We start from the raw sequence: 14,899 nt of genomic DNA on the forward strand, positions 1-14,899 counted from the left end.
GTGATCCGAACACCGGAACCGGAAAGGGGGCGCGTCGGGGATGAGCACCAAGGACTTCATCGAGAAGGACTACTACAAGGTCCTCGGCGTCCCCAAGGACGCCACCGAGGCCGAGATCAAGAAGGCGTACCGGAAGCTCGCCCGCGAGTTCCACCCGGACGCCAACAAGGGCAACGCCAAGGCCGAGGAGCGCTTCAAGGAGATCTCCGAGGCGAACGACGTCCTCGGTGACCCCAAGAAGCGCAAGGAGTACGACGAGGCCCGCACCCTCTTCGGCAACGGCGGCTTCCGCCCGGGGCCGGGCGGGGCGGGCGGCTCGTTCAACTTCGACCTGGGCGACCTCTTCGGAGGCGGCGCCCAGGGCGGGAGTCAGGGTGCCGGCGGCTTCGGCGGCGGCATCGGGGACGTGTTCGGGGGCCTGTTCAACCGCGGCAGCTCCGGCACCACGCGGGTGCAGCCGCGGCGCGGGCAGGACATCGACACCGAGGTCACCCTCAGCTTCACCGAGGCGATCGAGGGCGCGACGGTCCCGCTCAGGATGTCCTCGCAGTCGCCCTGCAAGGCCTGCTCGGGCACCGGCGACGCCAACGGCAACCCGCGCGTGTGCCCGACCTGCGTCGGCACCGGGCAGGTGGCCCGCGGCTCGGGCGGCGGCTTCTCGCTGACCGACCCGTGCCCGGACTGCAAGGGCCGCGGCCTGATGGCGGAGAACCCCTGCGAGATCTGCAAGGGCTCCGGGCGCGCGAAGTCCTCGCGCACCATGCAGGTCCGCATCCCGGCGGGCGTCTCCGACAACCAGCGGATCCGGCTGCGCGGCAAGGGCGCGCCGGGCGAGCGCGGCGGACCCGCGGGCGACCTGTACGTCACGGTGCACGTCGACGCCCACCCCGTCTTCGGCCGCAAGGACGACAACCTCACGGTGACCGTCCCGGTGACCTTCTCGGAGGCGGCGCTCGGCGGCGAGGTCAGGGTCCCGACGCTCGGCGGACCGGCGGTGACGCTGAAGCTGCCGCCGGGCACCCCCAACGGCCGCACCATGCGGGCGCGGGGCAAGGGCGCGGTCCGCAAGGACGGCACCCGGGGCGATCTGCTGGTCACCGTCGAGGTGAGTGTCCCGACCGAGCTGTCGGGGAAGGCTCGTGACGCGCTGGAGGCGTATCGCGAGGCGACCGCGGGTGAGGATCCGCGGGCGGAGCTGTTCCAGGCCGCGAAGGGAGCTTGATTCGAGATGGACGGCCGTCGACGCAATCCGTACGAACTGACGCAGGAGACCCCGGTCTACGTCATCTCGGTGGCGGCCCAGCTCTCCGGCCTGCATCCGCAGACTCTGCGTCAGTACGACCGTCTCGGCCTGGTCTCCCCCGACCGCACCGCCGGGCGGGGCCGCCGCTACTCGGCCCGCGACATCGAACTGCTCCGCCAGGTGCAGGCGTTGTCGCAGGACGAGGGCATCAACCTCGCCGGCATCAAGCGCATCATCGAGCTGGAGAACCAGGTCCTGGCGCTCCAGTCGAGGGTGGCCGAACTGCAGGACGCCGTCGAGGGCGCGGCCGCGGCCATCCAGCAGCGTGAGGCGGCGGTGCACGCGTCGTACCGCCGTGACCTGGTGCCGTACCAGGAGGTCCAGCACACCAGCGCGCTGGTGGTGTGGCGGCCGAAGCGGGCGAAGGACTAGGCAGCAGCAGCGAGAAGGGGCCCGGAGGATTCTCCGGGCCCCTTCTCCGTCCGCGCGGGCTCAGAGCCAGGAGTCCCAGACGCCGTACGCGATCGGTGTGGACGCGGCCTCCGTGCCGGCGGCGTCCAGGCGGACGACGCGGTAGTAGTACAGGCCGAGCCTGTCCTCGTGGACCGTCTTGTCCATGTGGAACACGGCGTCGTACATCGTGCCCTCGGTGAGGGTGATGTAGGCGGCCGACGCCGGGTCCCAGCGCTCCACGCGGTAGCTCGCGAACCGGCCGCAGTCGCCGAGGCCGGAGCTCTCCGAGCAGCCGACGTACAGCTCCGGATATTGGTCCTCACGGATCTCGGTCCCCGTCCAGCCCGGCGGCCGGGTGTCGGGCAGGGTGACGGAGAGCTCGGCGGCGTGGAAGGCCTCTGGCCCCGCCCACCAGTCGATCAGGGGGGAGCCGTCCGTGGCGGCCACCTTGTAGGTGTGCGCGGCGCCGTCGGGGACCGTCGGGCAGAGGATCTCGGTCCCGGCCAGGGAGTTGCCCGTCCAGCAGTTCTGGTCCCAGACCGTCTCGCCGGTCTCCGGGTCCGTGACGCCCTGCCACACCTTGTAGCCCGTGACGTCGTCGTCGGCGGGCGGTGTCCAGGTCAGGCGCACACCGAGCGGGATCTGCTCGGCGGCCAGGTTCTCCACCGGGGCGGGGCGCTCGGTGTCCGGCGTGGTCGCGGTGGCGGCGGGGCCGGGCTGCGACTCATGGCCGTACGGGTCGATCGTCACGACCGTGTAGTCGTACGTCGTCTCGGAGGCGCCGGAGACGTCCCAGCAGACGCCGTTGATCTGCCGGGCACCGGCGTAGTCGGGGGCGTCGCCGGTGTTCCAGGTCCAGTACGTCTCCGGGTCCGTCAGCGGCAGGTCCTGCGAGTTGTTGGGCTTGCAGGCGGTCACCGTGCTGCGCTCGCCGGTCGCCTTGTCGGTGCGGATGATCCGGTAGGTGAGCAGGGGCCTGTCCTCGCCGAAGGTCCACGGATCGGCGCTGCTCCACTCGATCATCACCCCCTCGTCGAACCTGTTCGCGGTGGTGCTGAACGGCGCGATCGCCCCGGACCGGTCGGCCATCGTCAGCGTGACCTCCACCGGGGCGGCCGCGTTGCCCTTGGCGTCCACCGAGCGCACCGCGTACCGGTAGCCGTCGGCGACCGCGAGCAGCTGGCGCGGCACGGTGTCGGTCCCCGTGGTGGTGGTCGGGGTGTTGCCACCCGTGGCGCCGGGCAGCGCATCGAGCCAGCCGCCGGTCGCCCGGTCGTACTGGAGGACCTGGTACGAGGCCGCACCGTCGACGGCCGACCACACCACGTGCGGAACGCCCGACCGGTACTCGACGCGCGCGTCGGCGGCGGTGGCGGGCGGTGTCAGATCGGACGTGGTGAAGGTGGTGGCCGCCGAGTACGCGGACCAGTTCCCGACGGCGTCCCGGGCCCGGCCGCGATAGGTGACCTTGCTGCCGTCGGCGGCGTAACCGGTGTCGCAGATCGCCCCCTTGGTCCCGGTGTACACGGTGGCCCATGTGCGGGTGACGGGGTCGAGCCGCTGCATCTCGTAGAGGGCGATGTCGGCCGCGTTCTCCGAGGTCGTGACGAGCTCCGGGGCCGCGTAGGGCTGGTCCACCGGACACGCGTCCATCTCCAGGAACGGCGCCGCGGGCGGAGTCGTGTCCACGGTGGTGACGGGCTGGTCGGCGGTGCCGCCCGAGGTGTTGCCGGCCTTGTCGCGGGCGCGGACCTCGTAGTAGTACGTGGCGCCGGTCGGCGGCGGGGTGTCGGTGTACGAGGTGCCGGTGGTCTTGCTGAGCGGAGTGGCCGGGAAGGAGGTGCCCTTGAGTCGCCGGTGGACGTGGTACCCGGCGAGGTCCATCTCTTTGTTCTTCGACCAGGTGACCTTGGCCTTGCCGGTGGTCTTGTCGTACGTCACCGAAGTGCCGGTCGGGGTGAGCGGCTTGACCTTGTCGACGCTCGCCGTGGTGCGGGGCGTGTACGTGACCTTGACCTTGGCGGCGCCGGTCCAGTTGGCGTAGTCGATCCGCAGGGTGTGCTTGCCGGAGGGGATCGTCACGTTCGGGGTCTTCTTCACCGTCGTCGAGACGTTCTTCCACAGGTCGACCTTGCGGACGCCGTCGACGTAGACGCGGATGCCGTCCAGTCCGGTGGCGGCGAGTGCGAAGGGGCCGCCGGAGCCGAAGTCGCGGGTCACGCTCCAGCGGACGCCGAAGTTGTCCTTCGGGAGGCCGGAGGCGGGGGCGCCGCTCCAGCTCTCGTCGACCGCGCTGTCGCAGTCCGTCTTCTTCGGCGTGCCGGACAGGCTCGTGTTCGCGTAGAACTGCCGCTTGAACACGGGGGAGGCGCACGACACGGCCGCTGACGCGGGGGCCGCCGTCAGGGTGACGAGGGTGCCGGCGGTGGCGAGGACGACAGCGCTGGCGGTCGTGCGTCTGGCTGACTTCATTCGATCCTCTGATCGGGTACGGAACAGCAGTTGTGAGGCTGCTGTGATCACGACTCGCCAGGTGTGGAGTTGGTTGTACGGGTGTTTGCGCCAAGTCTTCACACCATCGGCGGAGAGTGGCGTTGCGCACTCGTTAAGTGATTCCGCTTGACGCCGGTGGGCGGCGCCGCGTTGGCTTTTCAGTCACATGGGCCGCAATGCCGCGCCCACGTCCTTAAAGCACCAGAAGTGAGCAGCCCCATGCGTCGTATCGCCATAGCCGTGGCCGCGTCCACGATGACCTTCTCGCTGGCCGCCTGCGGGGCGCTCGGCGCCGCGAGCGGGAGCGAGGCGAGCCCGACCAAGGGCAACGACATCACCGTGGGTGTGCTGATGCCGGAGAAGACGAACACCCGCTACGAGGAGTTCGACTACCCGATCATCCAGAAGAAGGTCGCCGAGCTCACGAACAAGCAGGGCAAGACCATCTACGCCAACGGCGAGGCCAACGCCAAGAAGCAGGCCACGCAGATGCAGCAGATGATCGACGAGAAGGTCGACGTGATCCTGCTGGACGCCGTGGACTCGCACGCCGTCGCGGGCATGGTGACCAAGGCCAGGGACGCGGGCATCCCGGTCATCGCCTACGACCGGCTCGCCGAGGGCCCGATCGACGCGTACGTCTCCTTCGACAACGAACTCGTCGGCGAGGTGCAGGGCCGCTCCCTCATCGAGGCGATCGGCTCGAACATCGACACCTCCGACAAGATCGTCATGATCAACGGCTCGCCCTCCGACCCGAACGCCGGACAGTTCAAGGCGGGCGCGATGTCCGAGCTCAACGGCAAGGTGACGATCGCCGAGTCGTACGACGTGGACGGCTGGAAGCCGGAGATCGCCCAGAAGGACATGACCCAGGCGATCAGCGCGCTCGGCAAGGGCAACATCAAGGCCGTCTACTCCGCCAACGACGCCATGGCCGGCGCCGCCATCCAGGCGATGGAGGACGCGGGCATGACGACCATCCCGCCGATCACCGGCCAGGACGCGGAGCTGCCCGCGGTGCAGCGGATCCTCGCGGGCGAGCAGTACATGAGCGTCTACAAGCCGTACCCGGGCGAGGCCGAGGCCGCCGCCGAGATGGCCGTGATGAAGATCCAGGGCAAGGGCATCCAGTTCGACGCGCTCGCCACGGACAGCGTCGACAGCCCCACGAACAAGGACATCCCGGCGCAGCTCGTCCAGGTCGTCGCTCTGACCAAGGACAACATCAAGAGCACGGTCGTCAAGGACGGCATCTACACGATCAAGGACATCTGCACCGCGGCGTACAAGAGCGCCTGCGCGGCGGCGGGCCTGAAGTAGCCCTGCGGGGGCGGAGGGAGACCCCCTCCGCCGTCCCGGTCACGCCACCCGTGTGAACTCCACCGTCACCTCCGGCGGCCCCCCGGGCACGCCCCGGTAGATGCCCTTGTGGGGCGTCACGTCGTCGTAGTCGCGCCCCCGGGCCACCACCACGTGGGACTCGTCGGCGCGGACCCGGTTGGTGGGGTCGTAGCCGCACCAGTCGCCCGCCCAGTACTCGATCCAGGCGTGGCTCTCCCCGGCGACGGGCCGGTGGAGTTCGGCGTCGCGTTCCGGGTGCAGATAGCCGGAGACATAGCGGGCGGGCAGCCCGGCGCCCCGCAGCAGGGCGATGGTGAGATGGGTGATGTCCTGGCAGACGCCGGCGCCCTGCTCCCAGGCCTCCGCGGGGGAGGTGTTCACGCTGGTCGCGCCGGGCAGGTACGACACCCGGTCGGCGACCATCGCCGACACCGCGACCGCCGTCTCGTGCGGGTCGAGGCCGGCCGCCGCCTTCCGGGCCTTCTTGACCAGCTTCGGCGGGACCGTCGTACGGCCGGTCGGGCCGGCGAACTCCAACAGGCGGGTCCGCGCGATGCGTTCGCTCACCTCGTCCCAGGTGGGTGCGGCCGGCAGCGGCGCCGGACGGGACGTCTCGACCAGGCTGGAGGCGGTGATGGTGAGATGGGCGTGCGGGTCCGTCAGGTCGAAGGCGGTGACCTGGGTGCCCCAGTAGTCCCAGTACGACCAGGTGGGCGTCGCCGGGCTGACGGTGACCCGGGCGTCCAGGGTGGTCTGGGCGGGCAGTGTCAGCGGGGTCATGCGGACCTCGTTGTGGGACGAGGCCGCGGGCTGGGCGTACGAGACCTTCGTGACGTGCTTGATCCGGAGGCGGCTGGTCATGCTCACGCTCCTTCCTGGGCCCATGCGACGGGCCCCTGGTACGGGAAGAACCGCTCCGCCACCGCCTCCGCGGAGGCCATGCAGGCGGTCTGCAAGTCTCCCAGCAGAAGGGGGAGCTGGTCCTCCAGGGCGGGCAGGTCGAGGTATTCGAGACGGGTGCGCATCCGGCCGATCGGGCGGCGCGCGGGGTCCTGGCGGGGGCGGCCGAGCGCGGTCAGGCACTCTTCGGCCGTGGTCAGCGCGTGCAGCGCGGAGCGCGGGAAGTCCCGGTCCAGGAGCAGGAACTCGGCCACGCGCGGGGTGTCGCCGAAACCGCTGTATATGCGCGCGTACGCCTCGTCGGCGCCCGAAGCGCTCAGCAGGGTCGGCCAGTCGGGCGCGTGGGCCGCGTCCAGGACCCGGACCGACAGCAGCCGCACGGTCATGTCCACCCGCTCCAGGCTCCGGCCGAGCACCACGAAGCGCCAGCTGTCGTCGCGGCTCATGGTGGAGTCGGCGAGCCCGAAGAAGAGCGCCGAGCGCCGCCGTACGAGTTCCAGATAGGCGTAGGGGCCCGTACGGCGGGCCGCGAGGCGCTGGTCGGCGAGGGCGTGCCAGGTGGAGTTCAGGCACTCCCACATCTCCGAGGAGACCGCCTCACGGGCACTGCGCGCGTTGAGCCGGGCCGCGCCGAGCGCGCCCTCGATGGCGCAGGTCGAACGGGCGTCGAAGGCGAGCTGGTCGAGGACCTGCTGCATGTCGACCCGGGTGCCGCCCGCGTCGACGCCGAGGATCGCGTACAGCGACCGGCAGGCCACGTCCTCGTCGCGCCAGGGGTCCTCCAGCATCCGGTGGAGGTAGGCGTCGAGGATCCGGGCCGTGGCGTCCGCCCGCTCGACGTACCGGCCGGTCCAGATCAGTGCCTCGGCTATCCGGGAGAGGATCACGTCGTTCACTGCTGCTGCGCCCCTTCCTGTACGACGGTGGCGGTGCCGTCGGGACCATGCTGACGTGGGGCGATGTCGAGGTGGGCGGTCCCGTTCGCGGGCGCGGGCGGCTCGGTGGGGCCCTCGGCGAGCACCCAGGTGTCCTTGGAGCCGCCGCCCTGGCTGGAGTTGACGATCAGGTTGCCCTCCTGGAGGGCGACCCGGGTCAGGCCGCCGGGCAGCACCCAGATGTCGTTGCCGTCGTTGACGGCGAAGGGGCGCAGGTCGATGTGGCGGGGTGCCATGCGTTCACCCGCGAGGGTGGGGGAGGTGGACAGGGCGACCGGGCGCTGGGCGATGAAGCCGCGCGGGTCCTTGCGGACGGCCTCACGGGTCTTCTCCAGGGTCTCGCGGTCCGCCTTGGGCCCGATGACGATGCCCTGGCCGCCGGCCCCGTCGACGGGTTTCACGACGAGCTGGTCGATCTGGTCCAGGACGGCGTCCAACTGCCCCGGCTCGTCGGGCCGGAAGGACTCCACGTTGGGAAGAATCGGTTCCTCGGAGAGGTAGTAGCGGATCAGGTCCGGGACGTAGGTGTAGAGCAGCTTGTCGTCCGCGATGCCGTTGCCGACCGCGTTGGCGAGGGTGACATGGCCCGCCGTGGCCGCGCTCATGATGCCGGGGCAGCCGATCACCGAGTCGGGCCGGAAGTGCAGCGGATCGAGGAAGTCGTCGTCCAGGCGCCGGTATACGACATGGACGGGCACCTCACCGCGCGTGGTCCGCATCCACACCCGGTTGGTGCGGCACACCAGGTCGTGCCCCTCGACCAGCTGCACGCCCATCAGCCGGGCCAGCAGGGCGTGTTCGAAGTAGGCGGCGTTGCTGGGCCCGGGGGTGAGGACGACGACCCGGGGATCCTTCACCCCGTCGGGGGCGGCCGCGCGCAGGGCCGAGAGCAGCTTCTGCGCGTATCCGTCGACGGGGACCACATGCTGTTCGGCGAACAGGGACGGGAAGACGCGGGTCATCGCGCGCCGGTTCTCGATGACGTACGACACGCCGCTGGGGACACGGACGTTGTCCTCCAGGACCCGGAAGTCGCCCTGTTCGTCCCGTACGAGGTCGATGCCGGCGACATGGATGCGCACGGCGTTGACCGGTTCGATCCCGTGGGCGGCCCGGTGGAAGTGCGGGGAGCTCAGAAGCAGCCGCCAGGGCACCACCCCGTCCTCGAAGGCCCGGGCCGGCCCGTACGCGTCGGCGAGGTAGGCCTCCAGGGCCCTGACCCGCTGACCGACTCCCCGTTGTATGAGATCCCATTCGAGGGCGTCGAGGATCCTCGGCACCAGGTCCAGCGGCCAGGGCCGCTCCTCGCCCGCGAAGGCGTAGGTCACGCCCCTGTCGGTGAACGCCCGGGCCATCTGGTCTGCCCGGAACCTGAGTTCACTCGGTTCGATCGGCTGGAGCGCTGCCAGCACCGGCTCATAGGCGGTCCTGACCTCACCCGGCCGCTCGAACATCTCGTCCCACGCGTCGGCCAACGCGTACGCGTCAAATATGTCCGCCATGACCTGACGTTAAGTGCGGCACGTAACGGCGTGATCACTGCGTGATTTCGGGGAGTTGACACGCGGAGCGGGTTGTTCCGCGGGGGGCCGGGGCGGTCGGTGGGAGTGCGGCTGCGGGTGCGTGGGGGCTGGTCGCGCGGTTCCCCGCGCCCCCAAAAAAGGTGGGTGCAGCTGAACGGGCCTTCACTGCACCCACCCAGGGGCGCGGGGAACTGCGTGACCGGCCCCCCACCGGCCCGCAGCTTGTTGCAAGTGGTGCATACCGGTTGTTTTCAACGGATCCGGCCCGAGGAGCCATGTTGCGGAGCCCGTCCGGGCCGCGCATAGTTGCGGAGCCCAGGGAACTTCGACGCCCCTGCGGGAAGCAGGACAAGAGGGCGGCAGACGCTGGAACCGGGGGTGGGATGGGCAATGGCCGGGTACACGGCGGACGACCATCCGCACGGCGCTGACCGGCTGTGCGAAGCCGGGGACCGCGTGTACTCCCGGGCGGTACGGCGCGGCCGGGTGCCGCGCTCCGACGCCGGACCGGTGCCCTGCCTGCTGGAGCTGGCCCTGCTGCACCCGGACCCCGACGACATGGGCTGGCTGGTGCCGACGGCACCGCAGGAGGTCATGACCCGGCTGCTGCGCGGCGTCTACGACGACGTGAGCGCGAGCCAGCGGCGGGTCGGGGCGGCGGTCGCCGCGGTGGAGCGGTTCGCGGGCCTCGCGCCCAGTGTCGCCGCGGGCACCGGGGAGGGCACCGCGATCCGCGTCCTGGACGGCCTCGCCCGTATCCAGGCCGCGATGGACGAGGCGACCGAGGCGTGCACGACGGAGGTCCTCACCGTCCAGCCGGGCGGCATCCGCCCCGAGCACGAGCTGACCGAGGGCCTGCACCGGGCGCTGGCGCTGCGCGGCCGGGGCGTACGCATGCGGGACCTCTACACACATGTGGCGCGGCACGGCCAGGGACTGCTCAACTACCTTGAACTGATGGGCGGTTCGGTGCAGGCCCGGACCCTCGACGAGGTCATCGACCGGCTGATCCTCTTCGACCGCACGGTCGCCTTCGTCCCCGCGAACGCCGACCGCACCCTCGCCCTGGAACTGCGGCACCCGGCGCTGGTGGAGTACCTGGTGACGGTCTTCGAGCGGCTGTGGCGCCTGGCGATCCCGCTCACGGCCCCCCTCCCCGACACCGGCATCGAGGGCATCTCCCACCGCGAACAGTCCATCGCGGCGCTGCTCGCGGAGGGCCACCAGGACGCGGTGATCGCGGAACGGCTGGGGATCAGCGTACGCACCTGCCGGGCCCACATCGCGCGGCTGTCGGAGACGCTCGGGGCGGCCAGCCGCACCCAGTTGGGCGTCCGGATAGCGCAGGTCGGTCTGGACGGCCGGGCCTCCGTCCCCGCCGCCTCGTCCCTCACGCTCCCCGGTCAAGAATCCCGGACCGCCCGATGAGGTAGCCGAGCTGGGCGCGGCTCTCGCTGCCGAGGGTGGCGGCGAGTCTGGCGATGTGGACGCGGGCGGTGCGGATGTTCATGCCGAGCCGGTCGGCGATCACGGCGTCGGTGTGGCCCTCCACGAGCAGTCCGGCGATGGCGCGCTGGCGGGGCGTGACGCCGTTCAGGGAGGGCCGGTGGACGGTCTGCGGATACATGGGCGTGGCCTGCCACCACAGCCGGTCGAAGGTGGCGGCCAGGAACTCCACCAGGACCGGGTGCCGGACCTCCAGCGCCAGCGCGCCGTCCTCACCGGCCGGGATGAACGCGACGTCCCGGTCGGCGACGATCAGCCGGTCGGTGACCTCGTCCAGGGAGCGCGCCTCGGCGTCGCCGCGGAGCTGCTCGTAGCGGGCGAGGACGAGCGGCATCTGACGCTGGGTGTGCTGGTACAGGGTGCGGATACGGCCGCCGCGGTCGAGGAGGGCCTGGTCCCGGCCCATCGCCACGGCCTGCGCGGCGGCGCCCCGGCTGTCGCTGTAGTGGCTGTTGGGCTGGACACACAGGAGTTCGCGCTCGACGCCGGCCATGGCCTCGGTGATGGCCGCGTTGATCGGGCCGGTGCCGCTGACGACCCTGATCGCCGGGTTCTCCGCGGCCGCCGTACCGCGCCCGCCGATCCGCAGGAACGGCGCGAACGACTCGGCCAGCCGTGCCTCCCGCCGCCGCTCGTGCTCCAGACGGCCCGCGGTGGCGCTCAGCATGCGGTGCAGGGCGAGGGCGGGGGACACGGGTTCCAGCCGGGCGGGGTCCCGGGGGTCGGCCCGGAGCAGTCCGGTCTCCGTGAGACAGGGCAGGGGCGAGGCGTCCCGCTCACAGACCGCGCCCTCGCGCAGGGCACGGGCGTAGAGCTCGACGCCTTCCGGGCACGGGTCCTGGGGGCCGTGCGCCTGGTGTGCGGCCGGCGTGGTCACTCGGCCGGGTCTTCCTGGCCGAGGATCCCGGACTGCCCGATGAGGTAGCCGAGTTGGGCGCGGCTCTCGCTGCCGAGAGTGGCGGCGAGTTTGGCGATGTGGACGCGGGCGGTGCGGATGTTCATCCCGAGCCGGTCGGCGATCACGGCGTCGGTGTGGCCCTCCACGAGGAGGGCGGCGATGGCGCGCTGGCGGGGCGTGATGCCGTTGCGGGTGGGCTGTTGCACGGCTTCGGGGTGCATCGGGGTGGCCAGCCGCCACAGCCGGTCGAAGGCGGTGACGAAGAAGGCGACCAGAGCCGGGTGACGCACCTCCAGGGCGAGGGTGCGGTCCTTGTTGGCGGGGATGAACGCCACGGTGCGGTCCACGATGATCAGGCGCTCCGTCACCTCGTCCAGCGACCGGGCCTCCACGTCGCCGTGCAGACGCTCGTAGCGGGCCACGATGCTCGGCGCGTGACGCAGGGTGTGCTGGTAGAGCGTGCGGATACGGCCGCCGCGGTCGAGCAGGGCCTGGTCGCGGTCGAAGGCCTCCCCGTGGACGAACGGGGGCGTACGGGAGTGTCTGTCGCTGGTGTTCGGCTGGATGGCCAGCAGTTCGGAGCTGTCGGCCATGGCCTGGCCGATGACCCGGCTGATGAGGTCGAGCCCGCTGAGGACGCTGATCATCGACGAGTCGTCGGCTCCCGTACGGCGGCCCTCGATCCGCATGAGGGGCTCGAACGTCTCGGCCAGCAGGGCCTCACGCCGTCGTTCCTCCGCGACGCGCTCCTCGGCGATCCGCAGCATGCGGTGCAGGGCGACGACCGGGGCGACCGGCTCCAGCCGCTCCGGGTCCGTGACGGCGGGATGCAGGAGCCCGAAGTCGACCAGGCAGGGCGCTGCGTCGGCTTCGACGCCGAGTACGTACCCCTCGCGCAGGGCGCGCGCGTACAGCTCCGTCCCCGCCGCGCACAGGTGCTCCACGCCGTGCTCCGGATGTGGCACCGGGTTCACTCGGTCACTCCCTCCTGCTCGAGGTTTCCTGGTTCCGCTGCGCGCCGGCCGCCCGCTGCGGCAGCACGCCCCGGCAACGCCCCCTCGCGCGGCTCAGGACGCCGACGGACGACGGGACGCCGTGGACCGAGGGCCCGGCCGCGCCCGCGCCGCAGCCGGCGCCTCCCGCCCACGACGCGCGCATCGCCGCCGGCCGCTCCTCGCGGCGGGGTTGGTACGCGTCCCCGTCATCCCGGCGTCGGCCGTGTTCGCGGCGGGGGTGGTCGGTGTGCCCGGCATCGGGCCGTCGGCCGTGTTCGTGGCCGGGCTGGTTCGCGTCCCCGGCATCGGGCTGTCGGCCGTGTTCGTGGCGAGGGTGGTCGGTGTGCCCGGTATCCGGGCGGCGGCCGTGTCCGTGGCGGGAGTGGTCCGCGTCCCCGGCATGGGGCCGTCTGCCGTGTTCGTGGCGGGGCTGGCCCATGTGCACGGCATCCGGGCCTCGGCTGTGTTCGCGGCCGGGCTGGTCCGTGTCCCCGGCATCGGGCTGTCGGCCGTGCTTGTGGCGGGGCTGGCCCATGTGCACGGCATCCGGGCCTCGGCCGTGTTCGCGGCCGGGCTGGTCCGCGTCCCCGGTATCCCGGCGTCTGCCGTGTTCACGGCAGGGTTCGTTCGCGGGCCCGTCATCCGGCCGTCGGCAGGGTTCGTTCGCGGGGCCGGCATCCGGGCGTCGGCCGGGTTCGTTCGTGGGCCCGGTGCCCGGTCGGCGGCCTTCGCGTGGCGCGGGGGTGCACATGTTCAGGCCCTTCTCGCGCGGCTCCCCGGTGCCGTGCGGGTGAGCCGTGCTCACGGGTGCCCGTTCCCCTCCGCCGCCGCGTGCCCCTGGTCGAGGATCCCGGACTGGGCTATGAGGAAGCCGAGCTGGGCGCGGCTGCCGCTGCCCAGGGCCGTCGCGAGCTTGGCTATGTGGGCGCGGCAGGTGCGCACGTTCATGCCCAGCCGCCGGGCTATCGCCTCGTCCACGTGTCCCTCGACGAGGAGCTTGGCTATGGAGTGCTGGATGTCGGTGATGCCGTCAGGAGCGGTCTCGTAGGGAGCGCCGGCGCTCAGCGGGACCGCCCGGCTCCACATGAACTCGAAGACCTTGGTCAGATAGCCGACCAGGCCGGGGTGCCGCAGTTCCAGCGCGACCTGCCGGTCGTCCCGGACGGGTATGAAGGCCACGGTCTCGTCGCAGATGATGAGCCGCTCCACCAGCTCGTCGATCGTGCGGTACTCCACCTTCCCGTCGGCGAACTGCTCCATGTAGGCGAGCCGCTCGGGGCTGTACCGGGCGACGTGCTGGTACAGGGTCCTGATCCGGACGCCCCGGTCTATGAGGGTCCGGTCGCGCTCCAGCCCCTCGATGAGCCGGTTGTCGGGGCGGCGGCCGCGGCTCGGCTGGACGGTGAGCACCTCGGACTGGCACTGGGACGTCGCCAGGTCGAGCGCGGCGTTGATCCGGTCGAGTCCCTCCAGGACCGTGATCGAGTGCGCCGGAGCCATCTGCTGCGCGCTGAGCGCCATGAACGGCTCGAAGGAGTCGGCGAGCTCGATCGACAGCCGTCTGCGCTCGGTGATCTCGTGTTCCAGGGGATTGAGCCGCTGAGCCAGCGCGACCGACGGCGGAACCGGAAGCATCCAGTTCGCGTCGTCCGGGTCGGGGTGCAGCAGAGCGAACTCCAGCAGGCAGGGAACCGACTCCGCGTCCCCGCGGGAGACCCGTCCTGTGCGCAGCGCGGTGGCGTAAAGACGGCCGCCTTCGTCACACAGTTCGGTCACCGCATGGGGATGTGTCGCTTTAGTCCCATTCGATACCAAATTTCCACCCCCCAGGGTCCTGAACATGCAGGAACATGATGCACCGTTCGTGTGGCCATGATGTGCCCGAATGAGCCATCGTCTTACTCGACGGGGGAAGAGGGGACCTTCAAGTGAGGACGAAGCCGACTATGCGTAACAAAATGCTTCGCTCGGTGCTTGTCGCCGCCTTCTCTACCGTTGTGGCCTTCGGCGCACTGGCCGGCCTCTCCGGCGTGAAGGGCGACGATCACAGAGCAGGCGGTACCGAGGCTGCGGCCACCGTGATTGTCGGCGACGAGGTGCAGGCATTCCCTGCTGACACCGTCTGGGACTGACATGACTACTCCACCTGACGACCGCTCCTTTCGCAGGGAGATGGCCACCGCCTACCGATCCGGCTGGCACTTCATCGATCTGGTCACCGCGATCCCCCACACCGGTGACTCGTTGATGGTGACGGTCTTCGGTGAACCGGTGGTCGTCACGCGGGACGACGACGAGGACGTGCGGGCGTACCGGTGTCTGCGGCGGCCTCGGGGGGCGCCGCAGCCTGTCCGGTGTGCCATCCGGTACGGAATGATCTTTGTGAACCTGGACCAACGAGACCATCGGCTGGTGGAACCGGAAACCCCCACCCCCCGGACCATCTCAGCCACCCCCCGCAGTGCCTGACGCGATTCCCCCGACGTAACAGATCGCGCAGGTGCTTCCCCCCGCAGCGGGGGGGGGGGGGGGGGGGGGGGGGGGGGGGGGGGGGGGGGGGGGGGGGGGGGGGGGGGGGGGGGGGGGGGGGGGGGGGGGGGGGGGGGGGG

General features: G+C 71.2%; 13 protein-coding genes. 6 read left to right on the forward strand and 7 right to left on the reverse strand.

Going from position 1 to position 14,899, the window contains the following annotated elements; genetic code table 11:
• Positions 1-40 precede the first annotated feature (40 nt).
• Together dnaJ and ACZ48Z_RS23590 are read left to right on the forward strand one after the other, a co-directional pair.
• Complete coding sequence (gene dnaJ, locus ACZ48Z_RS23585; RefSeq protein WP_468737823.1) at positions 41-1,222, forward strand: molecular chaperone DnaJ; 1,182 nt, start codon at positions 41-43, stop codon at positions 1,220-1,222.
• Between the two features lie 6 nt (positions 1,223-1,228).
• On the forward strand, positions 1,229-1,675 hold the full coding sequence (locus tag ACZ48Z_RS23590) for a heat shock protein transcriptional repressor HspR (protein ID WP_468737824.1): 447 nt from the start codon (positions 1,229-1,231) through the stop codon (positions 1,673-1,675).
• Between the two features lie 60 nt (positions 1,676-1,735).
• Here ACZ48Z_RS23590 and ACZ48Z_RS23595 read toward each other — a convergent pair whose 3' ends face one another.
• Positions 1,736-4,168, reverse strand: coding sequence for a PA14 domain-containing protein (locus ACZ48Z_RS23595; RefSeq protein ID WP_468737825.1), 2,433 nt, complete (start codon positions 4,166-4,168; stop codon positions 1,736-1,738).
• A gap of 240 nt (positions 4,169-4,408) precedes the next feature.
• Between ACZ48Z_RS23595 and ACZ48Z_RS23600 the strand changes: the two genes are divergently transcribed.
• Positions 4,409-5,512, forward strand: a complete 1,104-nt coding sequence (locus tag ACZ48Z_RS23600) for a sugar ABC transporter substrate-binding protein (protein WP_468737848.1) — start codon at positions 4,409-4,411, stop codon at positions 5,510-5,512.
• Between the two features lie 39 nt (positions 5,513-5,551).
• On the opposite strand, the gene ACZ48Z_RS23605 is transcribed toward ACZ48Z_RS23600, so the two are convergent.
• Genes ACZ48Z_RS23605 through ACZ48Z_RS23615 form a run of 3 tightly spaced genes read right to left on the reverse strand, consistent with a single transcriptional unit; the run spans position 5,552 to position 8,870 of the window.
• On the reverse strand, positions 5,552-6,394 hold the full coding sequence (locus ACZ48Z_RS23605) for a transglutaminase family protein (protein WP_468737826.1): 843 nt from the start codon (positions 6,392-6,394) through the stop codon (positions 5,552-5,554).
• 2 nt (positions 6,395-6,396) lie between these two features.
• Complete coding sequence (locus ACZ48Z_RS23610; protein ID WP_468737827.1) at positions 6,397-7,329, reverse strand: alpha-E domain-containing protein; 933 nt, start codon at positions 7,327-7,329, stop codon at positions 6,397-6,399.
• Positions 7,326-8,870, reverse strand: a complete 1,545-nt coding sequence (locus tag ACZ48Z_RS23615; RefSeq protein WP_468737828.1) for a circularly permuted type 2 ATP-grasp protein — start codon at positions 8,868-8,870, stop codon at positions 7,326-7,328. Before ACZ48Z_RS23615 ends, ACZ48Z_RS23610 begins: the two co-directional genes overlap by 4 nt.
• Positions 8,871-9,281: 411 nt before the next feature.
• On the opposite strand from ACZ48Z_RS23615, the gene ACZ48Z_RS23620 reads away from it, so the two are divergent.
• Positions 9,282-10,319 (forward strand): helix-turn-helix transcriptional regulator, encoded by a 1,038-nt coding sequence (locus ACZ48Z_RS23620; protein ID WP_468737829.1) that lies wholly within the window; start codon positions 9,282-9,284, stop codon positions 10,317-10,319.
• Here the strand turns inward: ACZ48Z_RS23620 and ACZ48Z_RS23625 are convergent.
• The 3 genes from ACZ48Z_RS23625 to ACZ48Z_RS23635 all read right to left on the reverse strand — a co-directional run bounded on the left by ACZ48Z_RS23625 (position 10,282) and on the right by ACZ48Z_RS23635 (position 14,132).
• On the reverse strand, positions 10,282-11,274 hold the full coding sequence (locus tag ACZ48Z_RS23625; protein ID WP_468737830.1) for a helix-turn-helix transcriptional regulator: 993 nt from the start codon (positions 11,272-11,274) through the stop codon (positions 10,282-10,284). The genes ACZ48Z_RS23620 and ACZ48Z_RS23625 overlap by 38 nt on opposite strands.
• Positions 11,271-12,269 (reverse strand): helix-turn-helix transcriptional regulator, encoded by a 999-nt coding sequence (locus ACZ48Z_RS23630; RefSeq protein ID WP_468737831.1) that lies wholly within the window; start codon positions 12,267-12,269, stop codon positions 11,271-11,273. Before ACZ48Z_RS23630 ends, ACZ48Z_RS23625 begins: the two co-directional genes overlap by 4 nt.
• A gap of 822 nt (positions 12,270-13,091) precedes the next feature.
• A complete protein-coding gene (locus ACZ48Z_RS23635) occupies positions 13,092-14,132 on the reverse strand; it encodes a helix-turn-helix transcriptional regulator (RefSeq protein ID WP_468737832.1) in 1,041 nt (346 codons plus the stop codon).
• Between the two features lie 104 nt (positions 14,133-14,236).
• On the opposite strand from ACZ48Z_RS23635, the gene ACZ48Z_RS23640 reads away from it, so the two are divergent.
• Both ACZ48Z_RS23640 and ACZ48Z_RS23645 read left to right on the forward strand, forming a co-directional pair.
• Positions 14,237-14,422: a hypothetical protein gene (locus ACZ48Z_RS23640; protein ID WP_468737833.1), complete on the forward strand. Its 186-nt coding sequence runs from the start codon at positions 14,237-14,239 to the stop codon at positions 14,420-14,422.
• Between the two features lies 1 nt (position 14,423).
• The gene (locus tag ACZ48Z_RS23645) at positions 14,424-14,759 is read left to right on the forward strand and encodes a hypothetical protein (RefSeq protein WP_328748988.1); all 336 of its coding nucleotides are present in this window, start codon (positions 14,424-14,426) and stop codon (positions 14,757-14,759) included.
• Positions 14,760-14,899 lie beyond the last annotated feature (140 nt).

The sequence above is a fragment of the Streptomyces sp. NPDC031225 genome (assembly GCF_055570355.1).

What these genes read in the sequence shown, in the direction of transcription:
- ACZ48Z_RS23635 (WP_468737832.1), bottom strand. Translation starts at nt 14,132, where the DNA reads ATGTTCAGGACCCTGGGGGGTGGAAATTTGGTATCGAATGGGACTAAA.
- ACZ48Z_RS23640 (WP_468737833.1), top strand. Translation starts at nt 14,237, where the DNA reads ATGCGTAACAAAATGCTTCGCTCGGTGCTTGTCGCCGCCTTCTCTACC.
- ACZ48Z_RS23595 (WP_468737825.1), bottom strand. Translation starts at nt 4,168, where the DNA reads ATGAAGTCAGCCAGACGCACGACCGCCAGCGCTGTCGTCCTCGCCACC.
- ACZ48Z_RS23615 (WP_468737828.1), bottom strand. Translation starts at nt 8,870, where the DNA reads ATGGCGGACATATTTGACGCGTACGCGTTGGCCGACGCGTGGGACGAG.
- ACZ48Z_RS23590 (WP_468737824.1), top strand. Translation starts at nt 1,229, where the DNA reads ATGGACGGCCGTCGACGCAATCCGTACGAACTGACGCAGGAGACCCCG.
- ACZ48Z_RS23620 (WP_468737829.1), top strand. Translation starts at nt 9,282, where the DNA reads ATGGCCGGGTACACGGCGGACGACCATCCGCACGGCGCTGACCGGCTG.
- dnaJ (WP_468737823.1), top strand. Translation starts at nt 41, where the DNA reads ATGAGCACCAAGGACTTCATCGAGAAGGACTACTACAAGGTCCTCGGC.
- ACZ48Z_RS23600 (WP_468737848.1), top strand. Translation starts at nt 4,409, where the DNA reads ATGCGTCGTATCGCCATAGCCGTGGCCGCGTCCACGATGACCTTCTCG.
- ACZ48Z_RS23605 (WP_468737826.1), bottom strand. Translation starts at nt 6,394, where the DNA reads ATGACCAGCCGCCTCCGGATCAAGCACGTCACGAAGGTCTCGTACGCC.
- ACZ48Z_RS23645 (WP_328748988.1), top strand. Translation starts at nt 14,424, where the DNA reads ATGACTACTCCACCTGACGACCGCTCCTTTCGCAGGGAGATGGCCACC.